The organism is Paenibacillus sp. JNU01 (assembly GCF_059130585.1).
In genome coordinates this window covers 937,801-963,572 of sequence record NZ_CP169723.1, presented here as the reverse complement: position 1 = coordinate 963,572, position 25,772 = coordinate 937,801, and the positions used below count along the sequence as shown (strand labels likewise).

The window sequence follows — 25,772 nt, the reverse complement described above, 5'->3', positions numbered from 1 at the left end:
GATTGTACTTATGATAAAAATCAGTGCTTTCGTAGGTGAGCGAATAAAATCGTTAAGAAAATCAAAAGGATTGACCCAAGCGAACTTAGGTGAACAAGTAGATCTCCCACAGCCTTATATTGGTGGGATTGAAAAAGGGGAGAGAAACATTTCTTTGGAGACCCTGCAGAAACTAATTGAAGCTTTAGATGTTACACCAGCAGAATTATTCCGTCATTTTGAAAATGAACTACCAAACAAAGAGATGTTTGAAATCTTAGACAGAATTAACGAGGTTCTTTCACAAAGAAATATTGAAGAAATTAGAATAGTTGAGAACTTTATTTATGATCTTCTTAAAACAATTGATAAATTGAAAATTTCTAGTTAAATCTGTTCTTTAGTTATGTTCTTTAAAGCAGTTAATTCAGGTTTAATTAGTTTTTATTTCTAAAGGAAAAACTTGTTTTCTATTTCCTATATTTCTAAAAAATTATTGTCCAAGAGGTGTAAATAATCAAATGATAGAGAAAATTAGATTAAAAGAAATCGCATCTTATAATAATTTTGGCGTTAAACTAGAAAATCTTAAAAATGTCAACTTCATCTTTGGAAATAATGGATCTGGCAAGACAACATTATCAGAGTTTATTCGAAATCCCGTAAATTTCCCAAGTTGTTCTATGGAGTGGAAAGGCAACCCAATGACCACATGCGTTTATAATCGTAATTTCGTAAATGAGAACTTCTTAAGTAATTCCATTAAGGGTATTTTCACACTTGGCAAGGAATCTGTAGAATTACAAACAAAGATTGACGAGTTAAAGGGAAATATTATTAAGCATGATGAAGAGATCAGAAAGAAAAGAATACTACTAGGAGAAAAAAGTCACGACAGAGCGGTTATTGTCGATGAGTTTAAGGAAAAGTGCTGGAGGCTAAAGAAAAGCATTGATCCGGATTTTAAAGAGTTAATTGAGGGGTATAGAAATTCTAAAGAGAAATTCATGCAAAAATGTATAGAGGAATCAAAACTAATAAATTCCACAACCAGTATAAGAACTTTGGAGGAAATTAAGATTCTTAAGGAAGGTTTATATAATGGAAAGGTCGAGCTAGTAGCAATGCCTACACTAATCAATTATGATAATACTTTTGAAAGCGATCCAATTTTTAAAAATAAAATTATTGGAAAAGAAGATGTAGACATCGCAAGGCTTATAACAAAATTAGGAATAAGCGATTGGGTTAAACAAGGAATACTAAAAATCCATGATACAGATGGGATTTGTCCATTTTGTCAGCAATTACTTCCAGATTACTTTACAGAACAAATAAATTTATATTTCGATGATACATATGAACAAAATATTGAAACACTTGGAAATTCCTCTGAAAATTATTTGTTGCACACAGAAGAAATTATCTCTAAAATCAAATCGTTTTGTAATGTTCACTCCAATAATACTTTTGTAGATCTTGAGGAAATAATTTCAACATTACGTTTAATTGAATCAAAACATGAAGAAAATAAATTACTTTTAAAACAGAAAATCAAAGAGCCAAGCAGAAGCATTGAATTGGTTGAAATTTCAGAATTAGTTCAATTACTAAACATTTCAATAACAGCATCAGTAATAAAAATCGAACACCATAACAAACGTATGGAGAATATAAAGCTTGAGCGAGAAAAATTATCAGCGGAAATCTGGTTATACATAGCAGATCAAATAAGCGAAGACTTGAAAATTTTTGATAATATTATAGCAGATAAAGATAAGATGATCAGAGGAATTGAAAATTCTATATCAAAAAAAATCGAGTATAAAATCTCTCATGAAAAAGAACTGGCTATAAATCAACAACAGATAACAAGCGTCGAACACTCGGTAAATGAAATAAATAAATACTTAAATTCTTTTGGCTTTAAAAACTTTAAGTTAGCAGCTGCTGCCGAGGAAGGAAATTATAAAATCATCCGTGAGAATGGTGAAGATGTAAAAGATACACTAAGCGAAGGAGAGAAAACATTTATTACTTTTCTCTATTTTTATCAATTATTAAAAGGTAGTAACGACATCAGTAAAATAACTACAAATAAAGTTGTTGTAATAGATGACCCAATATCTAGCTTAGATAGTAGTGTTCTCTTTATGGTGAGCAGTTTAGTGCGTGAAATCATGTTTGATGTTAATAGTGGGAAGTCAGATATTAAACAGTTATTTATATTAACTCATAATATATACTTTCATAAAGAAATAACTTTTAACAAAGGCTCCAAAAGGTTTGGAGAAGGGACTTATTGGATAATAAGGAAAGATAACAATATTTCATCAGTAAAATATTTTGAGGAAAACCCTATAAGTACTTCTTATGAACTCCTATGGAAAGAACTTAAATATTCAGATAATATCAGTTTTGTCTCTATCCAAAATAGTATGAGGAGAATACTAGAAAACTATTTTAAATTTTACGGTGGTATAAGTCTTGATGTACTTGAAGATAAGTTTGATCACGAGGAAAGAATGATCTGCCGCTCCCTAATATCTTGGGTTAATGATGGTTCTCATTTCATTAGCGAAGATTTGTATGTAGAAAATAATACAGATTTAATTCAAAAATACCTTGTTGTGTTTAAAGAGATTTTCATAAAGAATGGTCATTCTGCTCATTATTCCATGATGATGAAGGAAAATGTTGAACCAGTCTCTCCTGAAGACAAAATCGAGGATTCCAAACAAAGTATGAAGGAGATCTTATCTGGAGTACAGGAAGTTGCAAGTGTAATTTCCGAGTAAGAAATGCTTTCCGTATTTATCAACGAAAAAACGCATATAAAGGTTACCTTATGGGTATATTGCTATTAGGTAGCTAATTGACCTTAACTCACAATATAAGTAAAAGCGTGAACTAATTAGTGAATAAAAAATGCCTTCATAATGGTATTATCCCCTGTTAGTAGACAGTGTAAAAAGAGGACATGTTACAATGAGCTCAAACTCCAGTGAAGAAAGTCCAAACCTTTAATCGATATAGCGAAGAATCGAAGAAAGAGGCGGTTCGTCTGCTGTCTCAGGAATTATTGTTCCATTCAAGGTCGCTATTTTAGCGGCTTTTTTATTTTATCTGTACAAGTTCTTGTCCCAAGCCAAGGACAAGAACTTGTACAGATTACCGTAATGGGCAAGAACATGATCCGATTGCTGATTAGGTATATAACTAATCGGTTTCCACCCGTTAATCATTAAGCTAACGGGCAGGATAGTTCAATTGAACAAGGGTATAATCTCACCAAAAAAAAGAGGTGCAATTTGTTCCTAGCACATAGCATATGCTCAGCGTACTTTCTTGGAAAGAAGTTGTTAATATGACATTGAACATCACATTGTATGGGTTTGGATGAAAAAAACTCTCTTTTGGGAGAGTTTTTAGTGAAGGTAAATTCATTTCATGATGAAACCAGAAATAAGCTGAAGATATTACGTAACCGTGATCGTTCCATAATACATGTACATGCCACAATTGAATTGATACGTTCCAGGCTTCAAGTCATTTAAAGTCACGAAGTTATCTCCCTTTTCGAGATACACATCTAATCCTAAATCAGTAGATTCAACGCTTCTTATACAAGTATAACCTGAGTGTTTTATGAAATTTATTTTTGTTGGAACACCCGCTTTTATCTTTATATTTTCATGGCTGAAACCCTTAGCTGTTACATCGACTGAAACGATTTGATACCCTACATTTTCTTGAAGGGTACTTTGATCGCTTGATTGTGAGTCTTGTGATTGAATCGCAGAGGTTTGGTTATCGTATAACTGGAAAAACAGTAATATCCCGATCGAAACGGTTCCAAAAGCAACCATAAGTACACCCCAAATAAATGGTAAACTAATACCATTTTTCTTGGTTTCATGAGTTTGGCCCGTTTCTTGATTGGCCAATTGGAGAACAACGCTCATAATAAAAATAAAAAGGATGTCAATAAATAATACCATCATATAGGAAAAACCCACCATGGCCCCGAGCATTGCGCCCATCAATCCACCCATAATTCCTGCAAGCATCCCATCCAAAGCAGCCATTAAGCTTACAGGTTTTCCAATGAAGTATCCCGCTCCCAAACCAAACAAAATGGCGATTATTGATGGGACTTCTAAACTGTGTTGAAACACTAGGCCTAATTGAAAACCGAGTGCAAGACTAGATATCATACCAACGGTCATTGCAATCATCATACCAGCCATACCTGCAAGTTTCTCTTTTCGTTTATAGGCAACTAAACCAATGTATCCAGTGAATAATACAATCATAACTATGCTTAATATGGTTAATATCACATTTTTACCCCCTTAACATCTGGTGACTGAGATAGAGTGAATGTAGTTTCTATTCAATGTAAAGATCGATCTAATAATATATAAAATTTTATATAGTTCTGTACTACGAATTGTAGTGCAATTATTGAAATTACAATAGATCAAATTTCAATAATTCAATAATTGTTCATACATTTATGGCGAAATTGGTCTGTAAGCGAAAAATCAAGATGTTTGATGAGCGATAAGGATTATTCGAAGAATGTGTAGTAGCAAATCATAAGCCGGCCCGATATTGGGCCGGCTATAAAACATGGGCGAAGGCTTTTTGTTTATTTTATTTGGCTCACAATATACTCCGCATCTGCTCCAACGCCTCCGATCAGAGCCGATCCTCTGGATGACTGCCAAGGGATTCCTAGAAAAAACAACCCCTGAACATCACTCACGCCTCTTTGATGCCGCACCCCGCCTTTTTCATTAAATAGCGTTTTTTCTTTGATCCAGGTGTAGTCTGTACGAAAACCGGTAGCCCATATCACATTATCAACCTGCAATTTGCTGCCATCTTCGAACTGTACATGTCGATCCATAACTTGAACCGCCCGTGGTACAAGTTTGATTTTTTTATTACGGATCATCTTTTTTAGGTCTATACCGAAAATAGGGTCGGCTTTCTTTTGAATAAACTTGCTCAATTTGCTTTCAGCACTGACATTCATAATCCCCAATCTTCTGAACCAAGAAAAAATGCTCGTTCCCATGACTTGCAAAGGCATGAAGTGTAATGGACGGCCAACGGATAAAAAAACGTCCCGCTCCTTGGCCAACTCCACCGCAATTTGTGCTCCTGAATTTCCGGCACCAATGACGATAACAGTTCCTTTGTTCAATCGTTTGGGATGGGAGTACGCCGAAGTGTGAATCTGAAATACGCTTTCATGGAATTGATCAGTAGCTAAAGGTATGTAAGGTGACTGAAACGGGCCCGTGGCTACAATGACATTTGTTGCTTTTAACATCCCCTTGGTTGTATTTATATCGAAACTTTGCTCGGCTGCTTCAAGCGAAATGACTTCCGTAGATAGCTGAATTGGCAATGTAAAGGTAGTAGCATATTTCTCCAAGTAAGTCGAAATTTCGTCCTTGGTTGCATATCCGTTCGGATCACCTTCTAGCGGCAAGCCTGGTAGCGAACTGTACGATCTTGGTGTAAACAATGTTAAACTATCATAACGTTGTCTCCATGATTCCCCTATGCGATTAGACTTGTCAATCAATAAAAACCGAAGGTTTCGATTCTTTAAAAAATATGATGCAGCAAGACCAGCCTGTCCCGCACCAATAACAATGACATCGTATCGTTCTATCATGGCTCTCTCCCTTAAAGTCCATTTATTTCAATCTCTTATTACATAACTGAATGAAGGTAATCTACACCTAAGAACAAAGATGTGGTTGAGCATTGACGTATACATTAGTGGATGCTAATATGATTAACATATTAATAGAAACTAATATATAATGCAATACTTTACCGTACAATGATGTGAAGTAAAGAAACGGAGTGATTGGCCATGTCTGAACAAAATCATCCGAATTCCTGTTGTTCTGAAACGGAAGGATGCAACTCATCAGCAAAACAACCTGAGCCACAACAAAAAGTTCAGCAGGAAAGTTGTTGTTCAAGCCATTCCTGCACCGATTCCATTCAACCCAGCGTCAAACCAGGCACTACGTTTAAACAGCAGATTCAGTTCACGGTAACTTCCAAACCAACGAAAAAAAGTGACTGCTGTGCGGATGAAAAAGACTATTGCAGTGCGGGGCAAGAAAAAAGCAAAGAAGACTCTTGTTGTTCCAGCTCTGTAGCTTCCGTTCCAAGGGTCTCTGAGTCCGATTTGAAATTAGTTACAGGACAGATGCTTCAATATCGGGTTCTGGGCATGGATTGTTCTTCTTGTGCGGAAACGATTCAAAAGAGCATCTCCCGCATGGAAGGTACAGGAGAGGTTCAAGTGAATTTCAGCACGGCCAAGATGAGTGTTGCCGTCTCCGATCCATCCATCGGAAATCGAATTGAATCACAAGTTAAAAAATTGGGGTATTCCATTGAACCGATTACTCCGATACAAACCGGTCAGACCTATGTCATTGAAGGCATGGATTGCGGGGCTTGTGCCGTCACCTTGGAGAAACATATGCTCAGGTTTCCTGAAGTCCGTGAAGTTAACGTAAACTTCTCGACGGGGAAGATGCGGATCGATCATGATTTAACGAATGATAAAGTGAAGGAAGAGGTATCCAAAGCGGGGTTCAAGGCGTTGTTGCCTACCAATAGTCGGTCTTCATCTGATACGGTGGAAGAGAAATCGAAGAAGCCAATACCAGCAACCTTGTACTCCGGCATATTTTTGGTTATGGGATTTGTGGGCTCGTACGGCAATGTGTCGGAAATGCTCATCACATTGCTCTATGCTCTGGCTATCGTTATAGGTGGATACAAACCTGCCCGAAGTGCCTATTATGCAGTACGAAGCGTTTCACTCGACATGAACGTATTGATGACCGTTGCGGCTGTGGGCGCCGCACTGATTGGCGAATGGTTCGAAGGCGCCACGGTCGTTTTCCTGTTCTCGTTAGGGAACACCCTGCAGAATAGAGCGATCGAAAAAACAAGAAAATCCATTCGTGGTCTAATGAACTTGGCTCCTCCGGAAGCATGGGTCAAACAAGGGCAACAATTGGTGCGCACACCCGTAGAAGACATTCATATCGGGGATGTCATCGTCATCAAGCCGGGTGAAAAAATACCGTTGGACGGTGAAGTTACAAGAGGGCACTCTGTGGTCAATCAGGCTCCAATTACCGGTGAATCCATCCCTGTAGAGAAGGAACCTAGAAGTATTGTTTATGCAGGCTCGGTAAACGAAAGTGGTTCTCTTGAGGTAAGCGTCACAAAATTGGTGAAAGATACCACGATTGCGAGAATCATTCATCTGGTGGAGGAAGCACAAGAGAAAAAAGCCCCTTCGCAAGCCTTCGTAGACCGTTTTGCACGAATTTATACCCCGATTACATTTGCTATCGCTCTTTTAATCATGGTAATCCCTCCTATGTTTGGATGGGGCACTTGGGGCGATTGGTTCTACCGGGGGCTTGAGTTGCTTGTCGTGGCCTGTCCTTGTGCATTGGTCATCTCCACACCGGTCGCCATCGTGTCTGCCATCGGGAACGCAGCCAAAAACGGCGTGCTGATCAAAGGCGGAACGTTCCTAGAGGTTGCCGGTTCGATCAAGGCGATTGCCTTTGATAAAACAGGAACACTGACTGTGGGTAAACCCCAGGTATCTGTGTTATTTACGCAAAAGGTCTCCGAAGAAGAATTACTTCGCATTGCGTTAACGATTGAAGAGCATTCGCAACATCCAATCGCATCAGCCATCGTGGAGTACGCGAAGCAGCGGGAACTATCCCCGCTCCAAGGTGAACAATACGGAGCTCTCGTGGGTAAAGGTGCGTATGCAACCATTCAAGGCACCGAATATTTCGCTGGTAATCCAAAGCTATTTCAAGAAATGGGCGTACCGATGGTGCACCTGGAAGAGCAGGCTTCCCGACTCCAACAGGAAGGAAACACCTTGATCCTTGTCGGTACGCAATCCAATCTGCTCGGCATGATAGCCGTGTCTGATGCAATTCGGGAGACTACAATAACCACGATGCAGGCGCTGAAACAATCGGGCATCGAGCAAGTCGTGATGCTTACCGGAGACAATGAGGGCACGGCACGCAAAATCGCAAGGGAAGCTGGACTTGATCGTTATTTCGCCGAATTGCTTCCGGAAGAGAAGGTTTCCGCAGTGGAGCAGCTTCAAAAAGAAGGCAAGCTCGTGGCCATGGTAGGAGATGGGATCAATGATGCTCCTGCGCTGGCTACAGCCAACTTGGGCATTGCAATGGGAGGAGCCGGCACGGATACGGCCATGGAAACAGCAGACATCGTCCTGATGGCCGATAATCTGGAAAAACTTCCTCATACGATGAAACTGAGCCGCAAAGCGCTTCGAATTATTAAGCAAAACATCTGGTTTTCGCTGTTAGTAAAAGTCGTTGCTCTTTCTTTCATTTTCCCTGGCTGGTTAACCTTATGGGCAGCCGTGATGAGTGACACAGGAGCGGCATTGCTGGTGATTTTGAACAGCATGAGATTGTTGCGAATGAGAAGCTAAGATCTGAACGTTATTTAGAGACGAGGTTAATTTCTGAAACAAACAGCATTCGCGAAAATTGATCATTGCTACGTTACTGAGTGCGTTATTGCGGGGAGTAGGATAAATCATATATGACTACTCCCAGAACAACCCTGTACTTTCCGAATTCCACGAGTAGTTGTTTGAAGCTCATAAGCCTTAAACCTTGAAGTACAACGGTTGAATTGAATCTTCTATGGCAACATGCTAAATTTAAATTAGTATCAATAGTGTAAGGTTTGGGGGGATAAAAATTGAATACAACCGGCTGTGAGGTAAAAGCCAAGTTTCTGAGAGGATTCAGCGACAAAACGAGGTTGCTAATTCTAGATTCCATACATCAGAAAGAAAAAACGGTTTCGCAAATTGTAGAAGAGCTTGGGGGCAACCAATCCAACATTTCGCAGCATCTCGCCTGTTTAAAAGGATGTGGAATTATCATAAGCAGACAGGAAGGAAAGTACATCTATTATTCCTTAAGAAATGAACAGATCAGGAACCTATTGCAAGTCATGGATGATGTGTATGCACAAGTGGAGAATGAAGTAGCCTCATGCGATAGAAATGAAGCGTTGAACCTATAAATTTAACTGTCATGTACTTTTGACAGAAAATAACCTAAGAAGCTGATTCCTTCAGAAATCGGCTTCTTGTCGCTGGTAGCAGGATTATTTACCGAGGTGCAATTTTTACTGAATTGTACTCTAATAATTCGAAGGTTTTCTTAGAAGACCAATTATGACAAACAATACATATACGATACGATGCTTAAAGTAATTTCTCCATTGCCATCACATCTACAAAATTCCCCTCTAGAAAGCCATGATTCTGAAATACACCTACCTCTCGGTATCCGGCTCTATGATACAAGCTCTGCCCAAGCGTATTAAATGGAAAGGTGAAAAGAACAAACTTATAGAAGTTATGCTGCATACCGATTTTCTCTAATTTCCCAAGCAACTGTTTGCCTATCCCTTTGCCGCGGTGATCACGATGAATATAAATCGAAAGGTCACCGACACCGTCATAAGCGCTTCTAGGATTGTAGACATTAATGGATGCCCATCCGATAACACATTGGTTCACTTCAGCGACGAGTACGGTGTAGCGTCGCTGGTGTTTTTTAAACCATTCATACATATACACCTCGTCTTTTAACTCGGTTTCTAGCGTGGCAATGCGGTCTTCGATACCTTGGTTGTAGATAGTCAAAATGCTACCCAGATCCCCTTCGGTAGCTTGTCGTATTATTACCATGATGATCACTCCTACGTTTGTTTTTTACATGTTTATATATCATACTGTAATTCGAAATGGGAAGGGCAAAGAATAAAACAAAAAAACATTTGCGTTTTGCAAATAATAAGGGTATAACTATAACAAGAGGTGAGGGAATTGGAAAACAACTTAAGAGTGATGTTTCAGATCATGACACGGCGTTTTGGATTATTGGATAAAAACTGCTGCACCGCAGGAGGGTTGGATATTTCACTCGTTCAAAGTCATATCATTTATGAAATTGATCGTAAACATAATCCCTCCATTCAGCAGGTGGCAGATGCACTTTCCATTGACATCACAACGTTTAGCCGTCAGGTTCAAAGTCTCGTGAAGTTGGGATTGGTTCAAAAAACGCCATTACCAGAAGATCGGCGGATTTACATATTATCCTTGACTACACAAGGTAAATTTGTCGCTACTGTCATTGATGAGCAGATGAATGATTATTTAAAAGAAGTTTTTTCGCATATGTCTGAGTTTGAACGTGATATGGTGATTAATGCGGTCAAACTGCTAAACGAGAGTATGGCGAAATCCAGCGTATGCTGTACACCACTGGGATAATAATTTGTTATCCCATTTGCTTCATATAATACTTGTAAAATGCAAGTAATTTTGAGGAGGAAAATATAATGTTTAAAAGTATCCCTGTTAACCAAGTGAACTGCTGCGAATCACCCGTAAAAGAAACAAACCAATTACCTGTAGCGATCATTGGAGCTGGACCGGTTGGTCTTGCGGCAGCAGCACAACTCATTTCAAAAGGTGAGCCATTTATGTTGTTTGAATCCGGAGATGAAGTGGGAGCAAACATTAGAAAATGGGAACATGTACGTCTGTTCTCACCTTGGGAATATAACATCGATAAAGCTGCTAAAGAATTGCTGCTTTCCACGAATTGGGTCGCTCCTCAAAACGAAACCATCCCAACGGGTAAGGAGATTGTTGAGCATTATCTAAAACCCTTGGCTGCACTACCTGAAGTAAGTCCATACATGCATTTGAATACGAAAGTTACTGCGATCAGTCGTAAAGGGTTAAGCAAAGTGAAAACAAGTGGACGCGAGAAACTTCCGTTTGTTATCCATGTTGAACAAAACGGATCCCCGTTTATTTATGAGGCGCGGGCAGTTATCGATGCTTCTGGAACATGGTCCAATCCAAACCCGCTTCGTTCAGACGGTATTTTTTCAGAAGAAGAAAAAGCGCTTGAAAGCCACATTTCATACGGTATTCCTGCTGTATTAGGGAAAGAGAAAAATCGTTATAAAGGCAAGAAAGTTCTTGTTGTAGGAAGCGGACATTCTGCGATCAACACTTTGCTTGAACTTGCAGAGCTTCAAAAAGAGGAATCGGGAACTGAAATTGTTTGGGCAATTCGTAAGGCAAATATTGAAGATGTGTATGGCGGTCGAGAATTAGATGGGCTACAGGCAAGAGGAGAACTGGGTACCCGAATTCAAAAGGTGGTTGAATCCGGTACAGTAAAAGTCATGACGGCATTCCATATTGAAGAACTTAAACAACAAGGTGGAAAAATACAGGTTTCCGGAGCCATTCGAAATGTAAAAGTGGTTATTGATCATATTGATGAAATCGTAGGTAATACAGGTTCTCGTCCTGACTTATCGATTGTCCGCGAAGTGCGGGTATTAATGGACCCCAGTTTAGACTGCGTTTATGAGCTCGCGCCATTAATTGATCCCAATATACACAGCTGCGGTACAGTTAGACCTCATGGCGAAAAGGAACTACGTCAACCTGAAAAGGACTTTTATATCGTTGGTGCTAAAAGTTATGGAAGAGCACCAACCTTCTTAATGGCGACGGGATACGAGCAAGTCAGATCCATTGTAGCGGCTTTAGTGGGAGATATGGATTCAGCACAAAAAGTAGAGCTGGAACTGCCGGAGACAGGTGTTTGCAGTCTTGGTGCTAGTGGTGCAGATAGCTGCTGTGAACCCGTACAAGTGGAGGAAGCCTCTACGAATTGCTGCTCTCCTTCAAAATCGGAAAGGTAGGATCAAATTCTTGCTACGGATAAACAAGAATTCAAAGCTACTACATCCTTAACGTGATGCAGTAGCTTTTTTATAGAAGGAGGGCAAAATGGAAAACATTATTTATGATTGCATTGTCATTGGCGGTGGTCAATCAGGTTTGGCAGCAGCATATTACTTACAGCAAGCTAGACGGAGCTTTATTCTACTCGAAAAAAGTGAAGAACATTTAGGATCATGGGCAAATTATTATGATAGCTTAACGTTGTTCTCACCCGCAGCGTACTCCTCATTGCCAGGACTTATATTTCCAGGCGGTGCAAATTATTATCCGCGCAGAGATGAGGTTGTTCAATACTTAATTTCCTATGCGGCTACATTTAAGTTTCCAATATACTCAGGGCAAGAAGTAATCAAGGGGGATAAGGAAGGCAATATCTATACGGTCCATACCTTGAGCGGAGAAAAGTTTCTTACACGGTCCATCATTTGCGCAAGTGGGGCATTTGTAAATCCTCGTATTCCAGACATTCCAGGGATGGATCAATTTAAGGGGGAAATGCTTCATGCCAAAGACTATCGAAATGAGGCAGAGTTTAAAAACAAACGCATCGTTGTTGTGGGCGGAGGGAATTCAGCTGTCCAAATAGCCGTTGAACTTGCCCGGGCGGCCCATGTAACAATTGCATCCAGAAGTCCGATCAAATTTAAGCCGCAGGTCATTGCGGGGAAAGATATTCATTTTTGGCTAACCATACTTAGACTCGATCAATCGACTTGGGGTAAACGCTTACTGCAGAAAAACAGTGAAGGTGTCCTTGATAATGGTTTTTATAAAGATGCAATTGATAAAAATAGGCCAGACACTAAAAATATGTTTAAAGCTTTTACGGAAAAAGGTGTAGTGTGGTCAGATGATGCTCGTGAAGATGTGGATGCCGTTATTTTTGCTACAGGTTATATTCCAAATTTTGAATATCTTAACGGATTGAATGTTCTTGATTCCCTGGGTAACCCCTTAAAACAAATCGATGAAAATATTCATTTTGTAGGTATACCCTGGCAGACATCATTTGCTTCGGCGACGATTCGAGGTGCAGGGGAAGATGCGAAGAAAGCGGTCCTAGCGCTTGCGAAAAAATTGTGAGGTATTGGATTTAGAAATGGTATAAGCTGTGAACTAAAATGAAGGGGAGTCATTGAGTATCAGACGAAGGATATTAAAGATGGAAGACGGTCACTCTTTCATTAAGTCAAAATGTGTATTTTTAGTTCGAGAGCAAAGATAGCGACGTTAAAGTCGGTAATTTTATTACCGGCTTTTTCGTGAATTGAATTTTATATAATTTTATATATATTCGCAATTGATTATATAATTGGTTTATTATATGATTATATCATTAAATGAAGCCAACGAAGATAATCACAGGGGAGGTACATATGGAACAAAAAATTCAGGAAATGGCTGAGGCATATAAGTTATTAGCTGATAAAACGCGGTTGACCATTATTGCGCTACTTCAGGAACAGGAACTTTGCGTATGTGATATCACAGACATTATTGGGATGTCTCAACCAAACGCCAGTCAGCACCTTCGAAAACTGAAGGCAGCTGGTTTTCTTAATGAAAAGAAAAAAGGGCAGTGGGTTTACTACTCCCTTAATCCTGAAGCGAAAGCATATGTTCAATGTGTGTATCCGTACCTGCCTTCCATGAAAGACAACATAGCAGGATTGAAAAACTGCTGTGGTCCTGAGGAGGAAGCATGACACTCATTGCAATTTTAATCTTTTTGCTTACACTCACTTTTGTGATTTGGCAACCTAAGGGACTTAATATTGGGTGGTCAGCATCTGCTGGAGCTGTTCTCGCTCTCCTATTTGGGGTCGTAAGTCTATCCGATGTGGGTACGGTTACAGGAATTGTATGGAATGCCACGCTTGCTTTTGTAGCCATTATTCTGATTTCACTTATTTTAGATGAGATCGGTTTTTTTGAATGGGCTGCTCTACACATGGCAAGGCTCGCAAGAGGCAATGGTAAGCTGATGTTCGTTTATGTTGTGCTACTTGGTGCAGGGGTAGCAGCGTTCTTTGCGAATGACGGTGCCGCACTGATATTAACGCCTATTGTGCTTGCCATGGTTCGAGCGCTCAAGTTTGATCAAAAGATGATTTTGCCTTTTATTATTGCAAGTGGTTTTATTGCAGATACAACTTCGCTCCCACTTATAGTCAGCAACCTCGTCAATATCGTTTCTGCTGATTACTTTGGTATTGGTTTTGTGGAGTATGCAAGTCGGATGATTATCCCTAATTTCTTCTCAATATTAGCGAGTCTTCTGGTCTTGTTCTTGTTTTTTAGAAAAAGTATTCCAGGGAACTACGAAGTCAGTCAGCTCAAAACGCCAGTTGATGCAATCAAAGACAAGAAGCTGTTCAAATTCTCTTGGGTGATTTTAGCCGTGCTTCTTGTCGCGTACCTGATGAGCGAGTTCATTCAAGTTCCGGTGTCTGTCATCGCTGGGATTATTGCAATCTTGTTTATTTTGGCTGCACGCCGCAGTCAGGCAATACAAACGTGGAAGCTCATTAAAGGGGCTCCATGGGCAGTCGTGATTTTCTCAATTGGTATGTACGTCGTAGTTTATGGACTACGAAACGTGGGATTAACGGATGAACTTGGGAAAGTCATTCAAGCCATTGCCGACAAGGGGCTCTACATCTCCACAATCGGCATGGGATTCCTAGCTGCGATATTGTCTTCGGTCATGAACAATATGCCCACAGTGATGATCGATGCGCTAGCTATTGATGCGACCAATACGCAAGGTGTGATTCGAGAATCACTGATTTATGCCAATATTATCGGCAGTGACTTGGGTCCAAAAATCACACCGATCGGCTCGCTTGCAACACTATTATGGTTACACGTACTGTCCCGTAAGGATGTAAAAATCACATGGGGGAGTTATTTTAAAATTGGGATTGTGCTCACTATCCCAACGCTCTTTATCACATTGACAGGACTATATTTGTGGCTTCATTTGATCCATGCAACAAGCGTAAATGTTTGGTTAATCATTGCGGTTATCACTGTAGTATTAATTGTTATCGCTATGTTGGTAAAAGCTTTGATTAACACAAAAATGGGCAAAGCGAAATTTCAAAATGAACTAGTAAAAGTTAGCCAAACCGAAGATAAAGGAGATCAATAAACATGAACAACAAACCACTTGTTTACTTTTTGTGTACAGGAAACTCTTGCAGAAGCCAAATCGCCGATGGATTTTTGAAAGCACTTGGAAGTGATAAATACGAGGTGAGAAGTGCTGGTCTAGAAGCTCACGGCTTAAATCCCCGTGCTGTTCAAACCATGAAAGAAGCTGGAATTGATATTTCAAATCATACATCGGATGTAATTGATCCTGAGATTTTAAAACAAGCAGATTACATCATCACGCTTTGCGGTCATGCCAATGATAATTGTCCCGTTGTACGTAATGACAAGGCTGAAAGATGGCATTGGGGCTTCGATGATCCAGCAAAGGCGACAGGTACGGAGGAAGAAATCACAGCTACATTCGCTGATGTCCGTGATTCAATCAAAGCTCGTATAGAGCAATTCTTGAAAGAGGGTAAGTAAAATGAATCATGCCGAGAAAAAGTACCATGCACTCATTGCTGACAAAATCTTTATGGGCGGAGCGGCAGACGTTGAGGCAATGGTTCTTAACGAAGGCATTGAAGTCGTGGTGGATCTGCGGGAAGAAGCAACAGAGTGCGCGTATCCTGCGGATCATGTGAAGTGGGTGAAAGTTCCGCTTGATGACAATACAAAAGAAAATGAAGCCGAGCTTTTTAAACATGCAATTGATGAGGTTGTTGGAGCTCATAACGCCGGCAAGAAAGTTGCCTTTCACTGTGGAGGAGGCAAGGGCAGAACGGGGACCGTTGCAGCTGGTATACTATTAGAACTAGGTTTGGCAAGTACACTTGATGATGCTGAAACAAAGGCAAAAGAAATCAGAAATATCATCAATATTAAGCCTGTGCAAAAGGAATTATTACAAAAAATATATTCCAAATAGATTTGATAAAGTCGAATTAGGAAACAATATCGTCCGGATTTTGCTTTCGGGGAACGATAGCTCACTAAAACAAGGAGGCCGTCGGCCAAGAGGGTGAGCTGCTTTTGTTCTACTACCGGGAAACGTTAGTTCAATACAACAAAGAAAGCAGCTGATCAATGTGATCGGCTGTTTTTGTTCAACTAACGGGCCAGGATAGTTGAATTAAACAAGGGGATAATATCACCAAAAAACTAGAAATGCAATTTGTTCCTAGCATTTGCTCAGCGTACATTCTTGAAAAGAAGTTGTTAAAATGCTCAAATCAATCGGAGTATCTTCACAATATCTTCAAAGTTTTTGGGTAAAATGTTAAAGTGACTCGATTACACCCACCCATAAGTACAAAAAAATAAAAGTAAAGGTGCGTGAAAGCAGTGAAAAAATCACTTGTTTTACTTAGCTTGGCAGTTATATTGGTGTTGAGTGCCTGTGGGAACAAGGAAAACAGCAACAATTCCAACACGGCTACAGAAAGCGAGCACTCGAATATGGGTGAGATGGATCATTCAGGATCGGGTGAGGTTCCGGAGGGTATAAAGGATGCGGAGAATCCTACTTATAAAGTTGGAGACGAAGTCGTCATTCAAGCTGATCACATGGAGGGTATGAACGGAGCAAAGGCAACAGTAGTAGGCGCATATGATACGGTAGCCTACACAGTAACTTTTACTCCGACTACTGGAGGAGACCCAATACCGGATCATAAGTGGGTTATTCAAGAAGAAATCAAAGATGCAGGCAGTGAGCCCTTAAAAGAAGGGGACAAGGTTACCCTTGAAGCTGATCATATGGAAGGCATGATGGGTGCTGAGGCCACTATTGACTCAGCTGAGAGAACAACGGTTTATATGGTCGATTATACACCAGCAACCGGTGGAAACCCGGTTAAAAATCACCAATGGTTAGTAGAGAGTGAACTTTCTACAAAATAGCTCTTTATGATGAATGACGTCAGTAATGACGTCATTCTTTCTTATGCTGCAATATGTAGCGAAGTTAAACTACATACTTTATAGACTGTCGTGTTCAAAATCTCAAAAAATTAAAGAATATCTTTCAGAAGATCTAGCCTCTTAGTCGCTAACCATTGTTGGTATACACATGAAAAGAAAAAGTAAAAAAATTGAGGTCGAGAACAGGCAATTAATTCAATAAGATCGATATATAAATCCAAAGGAAGGCTTTCAAAGGCCTTCCTATTTTTATTGCGGGTAAGGGAAGGGCATTTGTTCTATTCTATGAAAAAGCGAATAGAAATGGTAGAGACAAAACGAAAAGGAAGTGAGGAACGAAATGGCACGTAGAAGAAGAAGGAGTAAGTTAGTCGTTTTTACATTTCTAGCATCCTTCATAATTTCCTTGAAGGTTATCCCTATGTACATTGACTTCATTCCTGAAGAGGAAAGCCTACCTCCACGCAACCAGGTAAAGATGAACAACATTACTTCAGATCAAACAGTCGGAATAAAATCTAAAGAAGTAACCAAACTGAGTAAGGATAATCAGGCTTCTAAAGATAAGATAACCAAATCAACGACTAAAACAAAAAATGAAAATACAAACCATGAGCATGTGACTAAGAAGCCAAATAATATAACCGTCACGAAAAACAAAGACCAGCAAAAAAGTGGTTCTAGATCCACACAACCACAAATTCTTATTTATCATACTCATAACCGTGAATCTTGGTTGCCGGAGCTGCAAGGCAAAACCTCTGCAGATGAAGCATTTGACTCTAATATTAATGTCACCTTACTAGGAGAGGACCTCACTAAAAAACTAACAGCAAAGGGGATGAATGTGATTCAATCTACTGCTGATTATCCAAGTGTAGTTAAGAACTTCGATTACGCTAAATCGTATAGTTATTCGAAGGATACATTGAGCCAAGAATTGTCTAATCATAAATCCATTGACTATGTCTTTGATATCCATCGTGATTCACAACCCAAAGATCAGACGACCATAGAGTTTGATGAACTTAACTATGCACAATTATATTTTGTCGTAGGAAAAGAAAATCCCAATTGGCAAGAAACGATGGAGTTTGCCACCAAATTACAGAATAAATTAAACAAGAAAATACCCGGAATATCAAAGGGGATATACTCAAAAGATCATTCTAGCGGTAACGGACAATACAACCAATCGCTTGCTGAATCTAGTGCCCTGATCGAAATCGGTGGTGTAGAAAATGTACTTGAAGAAAATTATAGAACGATTTCGATCTTGGCCGATGTAATCCATCAAATCTGGCATGAAGACCATGGCTCAACCCTCTCATAACAGTAAGTATGCACTCACCCTAATTAGCTCTGCTGATTGGGTTTTTTTATTGATTTTCCCCCACTAAAAGCTGATCATGGGCTGATACATGGAAATCGTGTTGACCATTGGCTATTGATGCGCTTGTATATTTAAGCTATTACATCTTGTAGATATAGGGTGTCCTCCTTTATATTTTCGTCAAAACACGCAGAATCTTCACAATTTTTCTCTATACTGACCTAAAATTATTTTAGACAAGGAGAATGACCCATGCCAAAAAAGAAAAAAGGGCTATCCCTGGGTGTTGGATTTTATCTCGCATTATCATTAGTAGTGATTGTCGGTTTTATTTTCTGGGGGGAGAGTAGAGAAGACAGGACTGCAAATTTGGATCTATTAACACCTCAGTCCACCACCCATCCGCATATCTTTAGTTTTGCAGATGATGATACAACCATATGGATGGGAACTCATAATGGTATATATGAATTTATAGATCAAAAATGGCAGCGAACTCGTAAAGAACTTATGACAAGTGATGTAATGGCAATTGAAACGAATCCGAATAATCCCATGAACATCTTTGTCGCGGGCCATGGTTTTGTGAAACGTTCTAATGATGGTGGGGAGACCTGGGAAACTGCAGAGAATGGACTTCCAAATAAAGCAAAACCCAATGAGCCGGATGTGCACTACTTAGCGATGGACCCGAGGAATTCAAGTCGATTAATTGCGTTGTTGGCTAGTGCTGACAACAATGTGTATCAAACGAAGGATGGTGGGAAACAGTGGAACAAAATCGGAAGTATCCCCCAAGGGGCGTATTCGATTTCTATACTTCCTTCGGCTAAAGAGACCATTTTGGCTGCAACGGAATCAGGGCTGGTTCGCTATAATGTCAAGGGCAGAGATTTGGAACAAATCCAGATTACAAACGAGCCGGCATACGGAGTACTGTCTTTGTTCGATGGAGGAACGATTATCATGACAGAGAGTGGATTTTTAAAATCTACTGATTTGGAAATATGGTCTGACCTCGACGTAGACTTAAATGGTGAGATGCCTTTGGGGATCAAAAGTTCAAAACAAGATCCCAATCGGCTCATCATTGTGACAGATCAGTATTCGGTTTATGAAAGCAATGATGGTGGAGAGAACTGGTCTTTAGGGGAATCGTGAAAGAATAAACCTAGGTAGCTCCTTTATTATGAAAAAGAATTTAAATCAAAGTGTATATATAAAGAAAAAGCTTGATAATTATACTATAGGGGGGTATTCTAAAGTCATCAAATGCAACGGTGGACTTAAGTAAGAGTTGCTTTGATTCAGTCATATGAAATACATGAAGAGGGCAATAAACTAAACGCATTCTTTATAACATTAATTCGGTTAAAGGAGAAAAAGAAGTGAACAATGAAAGATTGATGATTGCAGTTTCCCCACCGGTTCAAGTAGGAGGAAGCTTGTTTACTGCAGTACAACTTTCAGCTATCAGTAAACTTATGGGTCCAGAGCAAAAGACCGAGATGACTCCGTTTAAACAATTTTATATTGAAATATCGGCTGAATCGGAAGGCGTCGTAACTGACAATCTTCGAAGCATTGGACTTGAGGTAAACCCTGCAGGTTATGCAACTAAGGCCTTGATCGCTTGTAATTTCTGCAGAGGGGCTGAAGATTCCGGACTAGACATTGCTCAAAAGTTAAATCAAGCTATAGCTGGGATATTGACACCGACACCTCTGAAGATCGGATATGCTGGCTGTGCACTCGGGACTAGTGAACCACTCTTGAGAGATATCGGAATCGTTAAAATGAAAGACAAATTCGATATGTATATAGGTGGAGATCCAAAGGGAATCAAAGCTTCTTTGGCTGAACTTTTTCTAGCTGGTTTAACGGAAGCGGAAGTGACACAAAAGGTAATGAAAATAATCGATTATTACAAAATTCATGCAAAAGGTAAAGAAAAATTCAGCAAGTTTTTGAAGAGAATCACTGCTGAAGAATTAAAGAGAATGCTTTAATTCTATAGTATTTGGCAAAAATAAAATTAAAGCACTGCAAGTGGGGAACCGTCTAATAACAAATGAAGTGCATACTACGTAGCGTGAAAAACAATTCGTCCTTTCTGAGTCAAAATAAATTTTATGAGTCGCCATAATGGCGACTGTTTTGTTTTCCTAATATGATTTCAAAAGGTGATATATTCGGTGTGGAATAAAATTCATTTAAAACTTAGCTTTACCATTTTCAGCTTGTTTATTGGGATTTTAATATTGCTAAGTATTGTACTTAACCTCATATTCACGAATTTTTTGTCATCAAAGGTACACGATGAAGCTAATGAGTTAGCAGCACATTTGTCTACTATGCTTGAGGAGCAAGGCAACAGTGCGGAACAAATGGCTGATTTTACAGGCGTCCAGATGTACATCTTGAGTTCACAAGGAAGATTCATTGAATCAAAGACTTCAGACGCCTCCATTTATCCTAACTATATCTGGGATAATCGCAAATTGTTAGAAGGGAAGAAGGTGGAAAGAGAATTCACTTTTAATAACGAACTTTACCTGCTTCATGGTATCCCCGTAACCACTAATCCAACGGTCAAAGGGATTTACGTGATTAGTTCTCTAGAAAATATGAAAGATTCGATCCAAACGATTAGAAATTTACTGTTTATCACTGGATTTGGAGCACTGTTATTAGCGTTGGGTTGCATATTTTTTCTATCCAAAAGATTATCGAATCCATTATTAAAAATTGAAAGTGCAACTCGCCAAATTGCCAAAGGAGAACTGAATCTTGAAATTCCTGTGGAAACTAAAGATGAGATTGGTTCATTGTCACAAGCCATAAACGACCTCGCTAAAGAATTAAAACAATATCGAGATAATCGTTCGGAGTTCTTTGCCAACGTCTCTCATGAATTGAAAACACCCATTACTTATATGGAAGGGTATGCAGACATATTGGCTAAAGATCTTGTGGAAAATGATGAAGAAAAGAAAAAATATCTACAAATCATTTCTGAGGAAGCACGACGTTTAAATGTAATCATAAATGATCTCTTTGAATTGTCTAAGATGGAAGAAGGTAAAATTGACTTGAAACTGATGTCTGTAGAACCCACTTCGATTATTCAAAGGTCTATAGATAAGGTTCAATTAAAAGCCCAAGAAAAAGATCTTACGATTCGAAGTAAGTTGAGTCCCGTACCCCATATTTTTGTAGACTCTAACCGACTGGAACAGATTATTTTGAATCTATTGGATAATGCCATTCGTTACACAGCCGAGGGGTATATTCAAGTTTCTTTAACTTCTGAATTAGAAGGGGTTGTAATAAGCATTTGCGATACGGGACCCGGAATTTCAACAGAAGAACTTCCCAATATATTTGAACGTTTTTACCGGGTTGAGAAATCCAGATCCCGGGCATATGGAGGAACAGGACTGGGGCTGTCCATTGTTCAAAGTCTTGTTTTACAACAAGGAGGAACAATTCATGTGGAAAGTAAAATTGGAGAGGGGACGCAATTTAAAGTGATGTTCCCGTCCATCACCTCTTCTTCATTAAAATCACACAGCTTCAAAATATAATATGTGAAACAAATGAGCTAATGATCGTTCAAATTTACGGTCAGAAACCGCATATTACTAAAGATTAATGAAATGGATGGGATGACCATATGAATAAATTGAAAGCATTAGTTATTGATGACGAATGGAACATGAGAAATCTGTTGCGAATTTATTTAACTAAAGAGGGTTTTGATATTACGGAAGCTCATAATGGAACCGAAGGACTGTCCTATCTTCAGAAAAATTCGTATCATGTCATTTTATTAGACGTTATGATGCCGGATATGGATGGATGGCATCTTTGTGAAAAAATCAGATCGTTTACTGAAACACCTATATTGATGCTTACAGCTCGAGGGGATGTGAAGGATAAGGTACATGGGTTAGGTGTCGGTGCTGATGATTATATGGTGAAACCTGTAAATTCTGATGAACTCATTGCTCGCTTGTTTGCGCTTGTTCGACGCTCTTCACAGTCTTTAAGCCTTAAAGAAATCGGTAAAAAAATCATGTATACTGACATGATTATTTATCCAGATCGAAGACAGGTTATGGTACTCGACACAAATCTGGATTTGACCCAAAAAGAACTTGATATATTGCTTATATTGGCCGAGAATCCACAAAGAGTTTTCTCTAGAGATGAAATCATTGAACGTCTCTGGGGAAGTGACTTTTTTGGGGATAACCGAGTCGTAGACACCCATGTGAAAAATATCCGGGAGAAGTTGCAGTTGGCTGGATTGGAACAGAACCCCATTCAAACGGTTTGGGGCATAGGGTATAAGTGGTTGTATAGTGTAGAGGAGCCTTGAACTTATAACTAGAATTCGGCAATACAAAAAGAACATGTGCTAAGAAGCGATCGCTCCCTAACTTCAGCAGGAGACGGTCGTTTCTTTTTTAGAATAAGATATACGAGAATTCCACATTAAATCCACACAATTTAACAATATAATACTCTATAGGTTACAAATATTTAACTATTTTTGCCGAATTTCGTATTGAAAACGGGGGAACCATTTGTTGGGTGAATTATTCTTGTAAGAAAAGAATATAGGGAGCCTTTAACCGAATCCTTAAGCTAACTCCGTAGGCATCTAAGGGAGGAACAAAAGTTTGAAGAAAGTCATTTTATCGGTTCTTGGAGCAGCAGTTTTATTTACCTCCACAGCAACAGGTGCATTTGCTAGTCAGGCAAAGCTAACAGAAGAAATAAAAGAAGTGGTTGGAACGCCATACCTTTATGGTGGGACAACAACATCTGGTTTTGATTGTTCCGGTTTTATCCTGTATGTTTTTAATAAGTTTAAACTAGATTTGCCGCGCACCTCTAGTATGCAAGCAGCAAAGGGATCGTTTGTAGAGAAAGAAGAATTACGCCCAGGGGATCTCGTTTTCTTCAATACGAATGGTCGCAGCATTTCACATGCGGGAATTTATGTAGGTAACAATCAATTTGCACATTCATCAAGCAGTAAGGGTGTTCGAATTAGTAGCTTATCTGAAAGTTATTATAAAACCAAATATGTAACAGCTCGTAGAGTGGTTAGCGAGCAGAACTATCTTAAAATGGTTAACGATAGTCATTAAAATGGACAAGCCCGTGGGTAATTCACGGGTTTGTCCATTTTGTTTAGCAACTTGCCTCGAACAGATAGAACCATTCTCCAGTGAACTAAACTAATAAATAAGTAAATAACTTATCTAAACTGTGATTTATGATATGGACGGTAATCTTTCACAGATTCCACATACATAAAAGCTAAACTAATCTTATATTGATTAGAGGAGAATAGCCCTATGTGTGGATTTGTAAGTTTATATAACAAATATCGTATGCCAGTAGATGCAAACATTCTGCAACATATGACCGACTCCATAGCTCATCGTGGCCCAGATGATGAAGGGATATATATCCATGATCATATCGGTCTGGGTTTTAGGAGACTAAGTATACTGGATATTGAGCACGGGGCACAGCCCATGACCAATGAGAACAAAGATATTTGGTTGGTATTCAATGGAGAGATTTATAATTATAAAGAGTTGAGGGATTGGTTGAGTCAGAAGGGGTATACATTTTATACAGATTCCGATACCGAAGTATTACTGAGGCTTTATGAGGACGTTGGAATTAAATGTGTCAACTATTTACGAGGCATGTTTGGGTTCACCATATGGGATCAAAGGAGTGATCTTTTATTTGCGGCACGGGATCATTTCGGAATCAAGCCTGTTTATTACAGTGAGACCGCCTCCGGATACATGATTGGCTCTGAAATTAAAACGTTGCTGGCTTCAGGTAGGATTGATAGGGAAGTGGATGAAAATGCTCTTTATCAGTATCTCACATTTCAATATGTACCTGAACCTCTAACGATGTTCAAAGAGATCCATAAACTGAAAGCAGGCCATTATTTGATTGTACAGAATAATGGAATGACCATCAGACCGTATTACGAAGTGAAGTTTGAGCCCCATGAAAGTAGGTCGTATTCCGATTTAGTAGAGGAAACACGATCAGTAATAACGGAATCTGTTCGTATTCATAAGAACTCAGATGTCCCTAGGGGAGCATTCTTATCGGGTGGTATTGATTCAAGCAGTTTAGTTGGTTTACTTCATCGCTTGGAGCCAACCCAAACATTCAGCGTTGGATTTGATATGCCGGGCTATAGTGAATTGGATGATGCTAGGAAGACAGCAGCCTATTTAGGGACTGAGCATCATGAAATTCGGATTAATGCCCGCGACTATATAGATATACTACCTTCTCTAATATGGCATATGGATGAGCCAGTAGCAGACCCATCAGCCGTGGGTCTCTACTTTGTATCGAAGTTGGCTAGTCAGCATGTTAAGATGGCATTTTCAGGTGAAGGTGCAGATGAATTTTTTGGTGGCTACAACATTTATCGGGAACCCTATGCTCTCCGCATGTTTCAGGGTCTTCCAGGTCCATGGAGAAGTCTTGCAGGACATCTTGGAAGATTAATGCCTACCGGCATGAAAGGCAAAGGATTCTTGGAAAGAGGGAGTCTTATTCTGCAAGAACGTTACTTTGGAAATGCGAAGATTTTTATGGATCATGAAAAAAGTAAGGTATTAGCACCATGGTTATCGGAGCAGGGAGTATGTAAACCAACCCAGCAGGTGACTAAGCCACTTTATGAACAAGCGAAGTTATATGATGAAGTCACACAGATGCAGTATATTGATATTCATACGTGGCTACGTGGGAATATCCTAATGAAAGCAGACAAAATGTCGATGGCAAATTCCTTGGAACTTCGCGTTCCCTTTGTAGATACCAAAGTATTTGAATTAGCTGCTACCATCCCTACAAAGTATAAAGTTACACCCACAGCAACTAAATTATTACTCCGTGATGCTATGAAAGATGTGGTTCCACCTGATGTACAGCAACGAAAAAAATTAGGTTTTCCTGTCCCAACGAGAGTATGGTTAAAAAGTGAATGGTATTCATGGGCTAGGAATCTGATTATGACAGCAGACGTAGATCAATGGATCAATAAAACGTATGTATTGCAGCTACTTGAGATCCATAAGGAAGGGAAATTGGATGCAAGCCGTAAATTGTGGACCATTCTTGTATTTATCTTATGGCATCAAATATATATTGAAGATCGTGCGTATTCCTTTTCAGGTCCATCTTCCAATAGAATGATATTGTAATAAAAAAGTCAGTAACGTCGCCAATATAGTTCTGAAATATCGTCCCCTCGGATTAGAGTTCATTTTAATGAGTTCTCTATACCTGGGGGATTTTGGTATGCTAGCTAATAGAAGAGAATGATATGCATTTAAGCGGAACAGTATCGCTTTTTTACAATTAAGGTGTTTCTAAAAAAATGCGGCAACCAATCCTCGGTTACATTCCGGGAAAGATCGCCGCATTATAATTTCTTCTGTTTATCTTTTAACG

Annotated in this window: 22 protein-coding genes and 1 riboswitch; of the genes, 19 read left to right on the top strand and 3 right to left on the bottom strand. The window is 39.3% G+C overall.

Features of this window, described 5'->3' with window-relative positions:
* Window positions 1-10 precede the first annotated feature (10 nt).
* Window positions 11-370 carry a helix-turn-helix domain-containing protein gene (locus NLBNIHML_RS03885; protein ID WP_175395201.1) on the top strand — a complete coding sequence of 120 codons (360 nt, stop codon included), beginning with the start codon at window positions 11-13 and terminating at the stop codon, window positions 368-370.
* Between the two features lie 130 nt (window positions 371-500).
* A complete protein-coding gene (locus NLBNIHML_RS03880; RefSeq protein ID WP_494353818.1) occupies window positions 501-2,777 on the top strand; it encodes an AAA family ATPase in 2,277 nt (758 codons plus the stop codon).
* A gap of 681 nt (window positions 2,778-3,458) precedes the next feature.
* Here NLBNIHML_RS03880 and NLBNIHML_RS03875 read toward each other — a convergent pair.
* Together NLBNIHML_RS03875 and NLBNIHML_RS03870 are read right to left on the bottom strand one after the other, a co-directional pair.
* Window positions 3,459-4,322, bottom strand: a complete 864-nt coding sequence (locus NLBNIHML_RS03875) for a cupredoxin domain-containing protein (protein ID WP_472477784.1) — start codon at window positions 4,320-4,322, stop codon at window positions 3,459-3,461.
* A 311-nt stretch (window positions 4,323-4,633) separates the two neighbouring features.
* Window positions 4,634-5,674 (bottom strand): flavin-containing monooxygenase, encoded by a 1,041-nt coding sequence (locus tag NLBNIHML_RS03870; protein WP_494353817.1) that lies wholly within the window; start codon window positions 5,672-5,674, stop codon window positions 4,634-4,636.
* Window positions 5,675-5,878: 204 nt separating this feature from the next.
* Between NLBNIHML_RS03870 and NLBNIHML_RS03865 the strand changes: the two genes are divergently transcribed.
* Both NLBNIHML_RS03865 and NLBNIHML_RS03860 read left to right on the top strand, forming a co-directional pair.
* Window positions 5,879-8,533, top strand: a complete 2,655-nt coding sequence (locus NLBNIHML_RS03865) for a heavy metal translocating P-type ATPase (RefSeq protein ID WP_494353816.1) — start codon at window positions 5,879-5,881, stop codon at window positions 8,531-8,533.
* Window positions 8,534-8,808: 275 nt separating this feature from the next.
* Window positions 8,809-9,138, top strand: coding sequence for an ArsR/SmtB family transcription factor (locus tag NLBNIHML_RS03860; protein ID WP_443146625.1), 330 nt, complete (start codon window positions 8,809-8,811; stop codon window positions 9,136-9,138).
* Window positions 9,139-9,322: 184 nt separating this feature from the next.
* Here NLBNIHML_RS03860 and NLBNIHML_RS03855 read toward each other — a convergent pair whose 3' ends face one another.
* Window positions 9,323-9,811, bottom strand: coding sequence for an arsinothricin resistance N-acetyltransferase ArsN1 family A (locus NLBNIHML_RS03855; RefSeq protein ID WP_175395196.1), 489 nt, complete (start codon window positions 9,809-9,811; stop codon window positions 9,323-9,325).
* A gap of 159 nt (window positions 9,812-9,970) precedes the next feature.
* Here NLBNIHML_RS03855 and NLBNIHML_RS03850 point away from each other — a divergent pair, with 159 nt between their 5' ends.
* The 15 genes from NLBNIHML_RS03850 (at window position 9,971) to asnB (ending at window position 25,522) form a co-directional block, all read left to right on the top strand.
* Window positions 9,971-10,399 carry a MarR family winged helix-turn-helix transcriptional regulator gene (locus tag NLBNIHML_RS03850; RefSeq protein WP_029881702.1) on the top strand — a complete coding sequence of 143 codons (429 nt, stop codon included), beginning with the start codon at window positions 9,971-9,973 and terminating at the stop codon, window positions 10,397-10,399.
* 68 nt (window positions 10,400-10,467) lie between these two features.
* Window positions 10,468-11,856, top strand: a complete 1,389-nt coding sequence (locus NLBNIHML_RS03845) for an NAD(P)-binding domain-containing protein (RefSeq protein WP_175395195.1) — start codon at window positions 10,468-10,470, stop codon at window positions 11,854-11,856.
* Window positions 11,857-11,944: 88 nt separating this feature from the next.
* Window positions 11,945-12,982, top strand: coding sequence for a flavin-containing monooxygenase (locus tag NLBNIHML_RS03840; protein ID WP_175395194.1), 1,038 nt, complete (start codon window positions 11,945-11,947; stop codon window positions 12,980-12,982).
* A gap of 293 nt (window positions 12,983-13,275) precedes the next feature.
* Entirely contained in the window at window positions 13,276-13,605 is a 330-nt protein-coding gene (locus NLBNIHML_RS03835) for an ArsR/SmtB family transcription factor (RefSeq protein ID WP_175395193.1), read from the top strand.
* Entirely contained in the window at window positions 13,602-15,053 is a 1,452-nt protein-coding gene (locus NLBNIHML_RS03830; RefSeq protein WP_472477795.1) for an arsenic transporter, read from the top strand. The genes NLBNIHML_RS03835 and NLBNIHML_RS03830 overlap by 4 nt, the downstream gene beginning before the upstream one ends.
* Before the next feature lie 2 nt (window positions 15,054-15,055).
* On the top strand, window positions 15,056-15,481 hold the full coding sequence (gene arsC, locus NLBNIHML_RS03825; protein WP_175395191.1) for an arsenate reductase (thioredoxin): 426 nt from the start codon (window positions 15,056-15,058) through the stop codon (window positions 15,479-15,481).
* Window position 15,482: 1 nt separating this feature from the next.
* Entirely contained in the window at window positions 15,483-15,926 is a 444-nt protein-coding gene (locus NLBNIHML_RS03820) for a protein-tyrosine phosphatase family protein (protein WP_175395190.1), read from the top strand.
* A 416-nt stretch (window positions 15,927-16,342) separates the two neighbouring features.
* The gene (locus NLBNIHML_RS03815; protein ID WP_175395189.1) at window positions 16,343-16,900 is read left to right on the top strand and encodes a YdhK family protein; all 558 of its coding nucleotides are present in this window, start codon (window positions 16,343-16,345) and stop codon (window positions 16,898-16,900) included.
* A gap of 361 nt (window positions 16,901-17,261) precedes the next feature.
* Window positions 17,262-18,254, top strand: coding sequence for a stage II sporulation protein P (locus NLBNIHML_RS03810; protein WP_175395188.1), 993 nt, complete (start codon window positions 17,262-17,264; stop codon window positions 18,252-18,254).
* Window positions 18,255-18,506: 252 nt separating this feature from the next.
* A complete protein-coding gene (locus tag NLBNIHML_RS03805; protein WP_175395187.1) occupies window positions 18,507-19,415 on the top strand; it encodes a WD40/YVTN/BNR-like repeat-containing protein in 909 nt (302 codons plus the stop codon).
* Between the two features lie 227 nt (window positions 19,416-19,642).
* On the top strand, window positions 19,643-20,263 hold the full coding sequence (locus tag NLBNIHML_RS03800) for a nitrite reductase (RefSeq protein WP_472477799.1): 621 nt from the start codon (window positions 19,643-19,645) through the stop codon (window positions 20,261-20,263).
* Between the two features lie 186 nt (window positions 20,264-20,449).
* Window positions 20,450-21,841: a sensor histidine kinase gene (locus NLBNIHML_RS03795; RefSeq protein ID WP_472477801.1), complete on the top strand. Its 1,392-nt coding sequence runs from the start codon at window positions 20,450-20,452 to the stop codon at window positions 21,839-21,841.
* 89 nt (window positions 21,842-21,930) lie between these two features.
* Entirely contained in the window at window positions 21,931-22,638 is a 708-nt protein-coding gene (locus NLBNIHML_RS03790) for a response regulator transcription factor (RefSeq protein ID WP_175395185.1), read from the top strand.
* Between the two features lie 165 nt (window positions 22,639-22,803).
* A riboswitch (cyclic di-AMP (ydaO/yuaA leader) is annotated at window positions 22,804-22,937 on the top strand.
* 5 nt (window positions 22,938-22,942) lie between these two features.
* Window positions 22,943-23,416 carry a C40 family peptidase gene (locus tag NLBNIHML_RS03785; RefSeq protein ID WP_301882202.1) on the top strand — a complete coding sequence of 158 codons (474 nt, stop codon included), beginning with the start codon at window positions 22,943-22,945 and terminating at the stop codon, window positions 23,414-23,416.
* A 210-nt stretch (window positions 23,417-23,626) separates the two neighbouring features.
* On the top strand, window positions 23,627-25,522 hold the full coding sequence (gene asnB, locus NLBNIHML_RS03780; RefSeq protein WP_175395183.1) for an asparagine synthase (glutamine-hydrolyzing): 1,896 nt from the start codon (window positions 23,627-23,629) through the stop codon (window positions 25,520-25,522).
* The last annotated feature ends 250 nt before the right edge of the window (window positions 25,523-25,772 follow it).